The organism is Nostoc sp. UHCC 0251 (genome assembly GCF_034932245.1).
Classification (GTDB): Bacteria; Cyanobacteriota; Cyanobacteriia; order Cyanobacteriales; family Nostocaceae; genus Nostoc.
This window is the reverse complement of record NZ_JAYGHD010000203.1, coordinates 1-4,624: the sequence shown is the minus strand read 5'-3', so window position 1 is coordinate 4,624 and position 4,624 is coordinate 1. Positions and strand designations below refer to the sequence as shown.

General features: G+C 41.5%; 4 protein-coding genes. 2 read left to right on the top strand and 2 right to left on the bottom strand.

Annotated elements, in window-relative coordinates:
- Positions 1–285 precede the first annotated feature (285 nt).
- The gene (locus tag VB740_RS17235; protein ID WP_323201187.1) at positions 286–1,125 is read right to left on the bottom strand and encodes a nuclear transport factor 2 family protein; all 840 of its coding nucleotides are present in this window, start codon (positions 1,123–1,125) and stop codon (positions 286–288) included.
- An 84-nt stretch (positions 1,126–1,209) separates the two neighbouring features.
- Here VB740_RS17235 and murG point away from each other — a divergent pair, with 84 nt between their 5' ends.
- Together murG and VB740_RS17225 are read left to right on the top strand one after the other, a co-directional pair.
- The gene (gene murG / locus VB740_RS17230; RefSeq protein WP_323201186.1) at positions 1,210–2,283 is read left to right on the top strand and encodes an undecaprenyldiphospho-muramoylpentapeptide beta-N-acetylglucosaminyltransferase; all 1,074 of its coding nucleotides are present in this window, start codon (positions 1,210–1,212) and stop codon (positions 2,281–2,283) included.
- 52 nt (positions 2,284–2,335) lie between these two features.
- Complete coding sequence (locus VB740_RS17225; protein ID WP_323201185.1) at positions 2,336–3,679, top strand: hypothetical protein; 1,344 nt, start codon at positions 2,336–2,338, stop codon at positions 3,677–3,679.
- 406 nt (positions 3,680–4,085) lie between these two features.
- On the opposite strand, the gene VB740_RS17220 is transcribed toward VB740_RS17225, so the two are convergent.
- Positions 4,086–4,451: a VOC family protein gene (locus tag VB740_RS17220; RefSeq protein ID WP_323201184.1), complete on the bottom strand. Its 366-nt coding sequence runs from the start codon at positions 4,449–4,451 to the stop codon at positions 4,086–4,088.
- Positions 4,452–4,624 lie beyond the last annotated feature (173 nt).

Below are 4,624 nucleotides of genomic sequence, written 5' to 3'. Positions count from 1 at the left end.
TTGATTTCTGAAAATATTTCAGTAGGGTGTGTTATGCCGTAGGCTAACGCACCATTGAGATTTTTAGTACGCTATAGCCATTTTCAATCCGATGAGGTACAAGTATGCAAATAAACCTAACCCCCTAACCCCCAACTCATCGCGGGAAGGGGGAACAATTCAAAGCCTCTCTCCTTTTAGGAGAGAGGTTTGGAGAGAGGTCAAAATTGTATTTCACTGGGTTGATAACCGCTATAGCGCTAGCGTAGCGCACTAACTCCTGTAGAGACGGAATTAATCGCGTCTCTACTTCTTCACCACTTGCAGGCGCTGAGTTACCATCGTCATCCCATTACCCCGTAAAATGACAGCAGAAACCCATTGGCTACCAGGGGTAGATGGTGCTTGCCCCGTTTTAAACAGTCCACCAGATGTTAGTAATTGTAAATCTACAGATGTGGGGTTGAGAAATTTATCTGGTTTTATGGGTTCTTCTAGCGCTGCTCCTAATAGAAAATCATCACCAAGCGGCTCTTGAACGATCGCATCAAAATTATACTTCTGACCAACTTGCACCTGCTCTGGTAATTTCATATCAATTTGGGGCGGCTTGCTGCCAGAGGTAAGTTGGGTACGTTCTGACAAAATGTCTTGGCGGACTATTTTTCCGCCTACAATGCGCTGACGCGACTTAATCGTGGCATTGAGAGCCGAATTATTACTGTTAGCAGAGGGTAAGCCAGTTATCTTCGTTTCTGTCTCGGCAATAATCGCATTGCCTTCAGGTTTGGAAGATAGCAATTTTGTACTGTATTGCAATTTGGGATATCGTTGCCAAAGTGAAGTCAAAGACTTTTCAAGGGTTTGGAGGTTTAATCCATCCCCATGAATGAAGTTAGGGCTGTAGAATTGCAACACCCCTTTCACATCGCCCAGGCTGGCGGCGGTATCAACTTGTGTCAGTAGGTTTCTCAGATCGGCTGGTGCATTTTGGGCTGTACCAGCTTGGACTAATTGCTGTGGTGTTGCCGCTTGAGTGCGTTGCCAACCACTTGTTAAACCAAGGGTTAGCAGGAACGAAACCAAGCAGATACTAGCTGGAAATCTGAGTTGGCGTTTCACTAAAGCGGTAATAATTGTAGTCATTGGTAAGAGTTTACTGATTTGATTAGAGAAAGTAAGGAAATTGTTTTATCTTAGTTAAGCTAGACGCTAAACGGTAGAGGTTTGATGGCAAACGCACCGATACGATTATTAATAGCTGCCAGTGGGACTGGTGGTCACTTGTTTCCAGCGATCGCACTGGCACAAAAACTGCCAGATTATCAGATCGAATGGCTGGGAGTACCCAATCGGCTAGAAACTCAACTTGTCCCTAAAGAGTATCCCTTGAATACTATTGCAGTTGAAGGGTTTCAGCAAGGGTTTGGACTCTCCTCGATTCGCATTTTGGGTAAACTCGCTGGTTCGATTATAGAAGTCAGACGAATTCTCAAGCAGGGAAATTTTCAAGGGGTGTTTACTACAGGGGGTTACATTGCCGGGCCAGCCGTCATTGCGGCGCGTTCTCTCGGTTTACCCGTGGTTTTCCACGAATCTAACGCTTTACCAGGTAAAGTAACTCGTTTTTTTGGCCCTTGGTGTAGTGCGGTAGCCTTGGGATTTGAAGAAGCTGCTAAGTATTTGCCCCGTGCCAAAAATGTCTGTGTTGGTACTCCTGTGCGATCGCAATTTCTCGATGGGGCAATTGATGCACCGCTGGATTTAGCTATCCCTGATGGTGTTCCTTTAATTGTCGTCTTTGGTGGTAGCCAAGGCGCAGTTGCGGTCAATAAGTTGGTGCGCGAATCTGCAAATGCTTGGTTTGATGCTGGTGCTTATGTAGTACATTTAACTGGCGATCGCGACGAGGAAGCAGATAGCCTTAAACATCCACAATACATAGCCTTACCTTTTTACAACAATATGGCAGCGTTGTTGCAACGAGCTACTCTAGCCATTAGTCGTTCTGGTGCTGGTAGCTTAACAGAATTGGCAGTATGTGGAACGCCAGCGATTTTGATTCCTTACCCCTTTGCCGCAGAAGACCATCAATCTTACAATGCAGACGTATTTACAAAAGCTGGTGCGGCGTTAACACTGAAGCAATCGGAGTTGACGACTGAAGCATTGCAAAGTAATGTGTTGAATTTGTTGCAATCACCGGATGAGTTAGCAAAGATGGGGGAAAAAGCTCATGCGATCGCAGTTCCCGATAGTGCCGACAAGTTGGCGAAGTTACTGCGTGAGGTTATAGAAACTTAAAAAATTTAAAATGGAAGATACTAAGAGATCATAGGAATTTATTCTCTAGATTATGAATATCTTATTTAACCAGAAATTCCGTCTCACAGTCGGTTGTGCTGCCTTATTACTTGCCAGTTTAGCCAGTAACCATCTATATACTCAATCAAAAACTAAGCAGCTAGCCCAACAAGATCAGTTATTTACTCAGCCAGAAAATTTTGCTCCGCTTAAATCACAGATATCCCTCACCTCAAATCAAGTTCTTGATCAACTTGATTTGAGGTTTCAAAATCCTTTAATCTCTCAACAAACATCTGATGAGATTATAGGCAAGCAAAATGCTTTTACATCTCAACATGATTTATTAGCAGCCTCTGCGCCCTATCCAGTTGTCGATGAATTTAAAAAATACAAATTTAGCATTAACGGTAGCCAGGTTGTTACTCCAGTAAAACTGCCAAGCAGTAAGGTTAACTTCAATCAAGGAGATTTGTTAACAGTTCTCGTTAATACTAGAAAATATTTTCAACTTTATAGTTCAGAAGACCCAGATGTTATGCGTACAGGAATCCTTGCTACTCAAGGGGTTACTGTGCCAGATATCCTGAAAACTTTAGATTTCATGATTGCTGTCTTAAAGGAGGATATTGCTAATAATCGAGCTACTCGTTTACAAGATCCTAAATTTATCAATTCCAATTTCAGAGTTATCAAATGGTCTGCTCATAACCCAAAAAGTAAAAAACAGAAACAATTACGAATTACTAAATATGCTGTATTTACTCACCCTGGTTCTCGCAAGAAAACCTCTAATTTTAACACAGCAATTTACAGCCTAAAAGATAGCTCTAATCAAGATAAATTCTACACTAAATACACAAAACAGGATGTTTTGTCGGGTATTTATGAACCAGGCGGTAGAGAGTATGGAAAAGTTAAGAGTCTCGCTTATCTAACTAGAACTGCCTTAGAAGAAGCGCTGATGCAAGGAACAATCTTGATTAACTTTACAGATGGTTATAAAGCATTTTTTAACGTAGATAGAAATAATGGAATGTCTTATGTTCGCGGATTAAAGGCAACAGCACAAAAACGTTATTGGTATTTTAGAGAGGTTGATGCTATTAAAGGCTATGGATACAAAATAGATGCAAAAATTTCCATTAAACCAGGAGTAACCTTTGCTGGAGATGTTTTGAATATCGGTTTAGGTAGAGTGATTATTATTGAACATACTAAAGGTGGCCGCAAACACCTGCAAATGGGAGTTATGGCTGATACGGGGGGAGCATTTTTACCCAATCTTTATCAACTCGATTTTTTGGCAGGTATTTTTAAGAGTCAAAAAGAATTTCAACAGAATATCAGCCAATTGCCGGAGTATGCGACAGCATATTTTTTAGTAAAGAAGTAATGCATTGATAATTTGTAATATTAAGTTTGGATAATTACAGCAGATTGCGATTTAATGAGGTACAGATAATCGTAGGTGCACAACATGTTCATTGGTGTCAACTTGAGGTGAAAGTCAGCCTAGAACCAGCTTTTAAATATTGTCTCATTGTTTCGTTCCCAGTCTCCGACTGGGAATGCTGTCCTAGAGGCTCCGCCTCCCTTACTGGCGGCAGAGCCGCAATTGAAGTGCATTTCCAGCCCAGAGGCTGGAAACGAGATTTGGCAAAGCTTTTAGCTTAAGTTGACACCTATGAATATATTGTGCCCCTACACATGTACTTCATTTACCTGAAATACGCTGTAGTTAGATGGGTGACAGCTCACTTGGTTTAATTACGAATTATTGCTGGCTTGATGTCAAAAAGCTATGCACGGGTTAACAATTCTAAGTTGTGACCATTTGAGTCATAGAAATAGAAGCCACGACCTCCTTTCCTGTGGTTAATTTGTCCTTTATTCTGATGCATGGGGTCGCTACTGTATTCAATACCTGCCTCTTTGATGCGGGCAAAAATTGCATCAAATTCTTCATCAGTGACATGGAAGGCATAATGATGCGACTCGAACACTTCAGCGTCAGCGAAGTCGAGCGTCAGTACATCGTTTATATGCACAGCAGCGAAGTGGCCGACGGGAACCTCGACCTCTAAACCAAAAATTTTTGCAAAGAACCTTGCCGATGCTTCCTTGTCATGTGCAGGCACTATGGTGTGATTTAGTGTAATTGTCATGTCACACCTCCCCTTTTAATGTTGGTAGTAATTGATATCAACTTTCTATTCAGAGTCGATAACAACAATGTCTCTTTCCTATTTTATCTTTTGGGCGCTGACACCTACATACGCTTTTATAAGTAAAGCTGATAAAACTCATCAGCTTTACTGAAGTAATAAAAGTTGATTAA

Bases quoted from the DNA above. Each gene is read 5' to 3' on its own strand.
- VB740_RS17225 (WP_323201185.1), top strand. From the start codon at position 2,336: ATGAATATCTTATTTAACCAGAAATTCCGTCTCACAGTCGGTTGTGCT.
- VB740_RS17235 (WP_323201187.1), bottom strand. From the start codon at position 1,125: ATGACTACAATTATTACCGCTTTAGTGAAACGCCAACTCAGATTTCCA.
- VB740_RS17220 (WP_323201184.1), bottom strand. From the start codon at position 4,451: ATGACAATTACACTAAATCACACCATAGTGCCTGCACATGACAAGGAA.
- murG (WP_323201186.1), top strand. From the start codon at position 1,210: ATGGCAAACGCACCGATACGATTATTAATAGCTGCCAGTGGGACTGGT.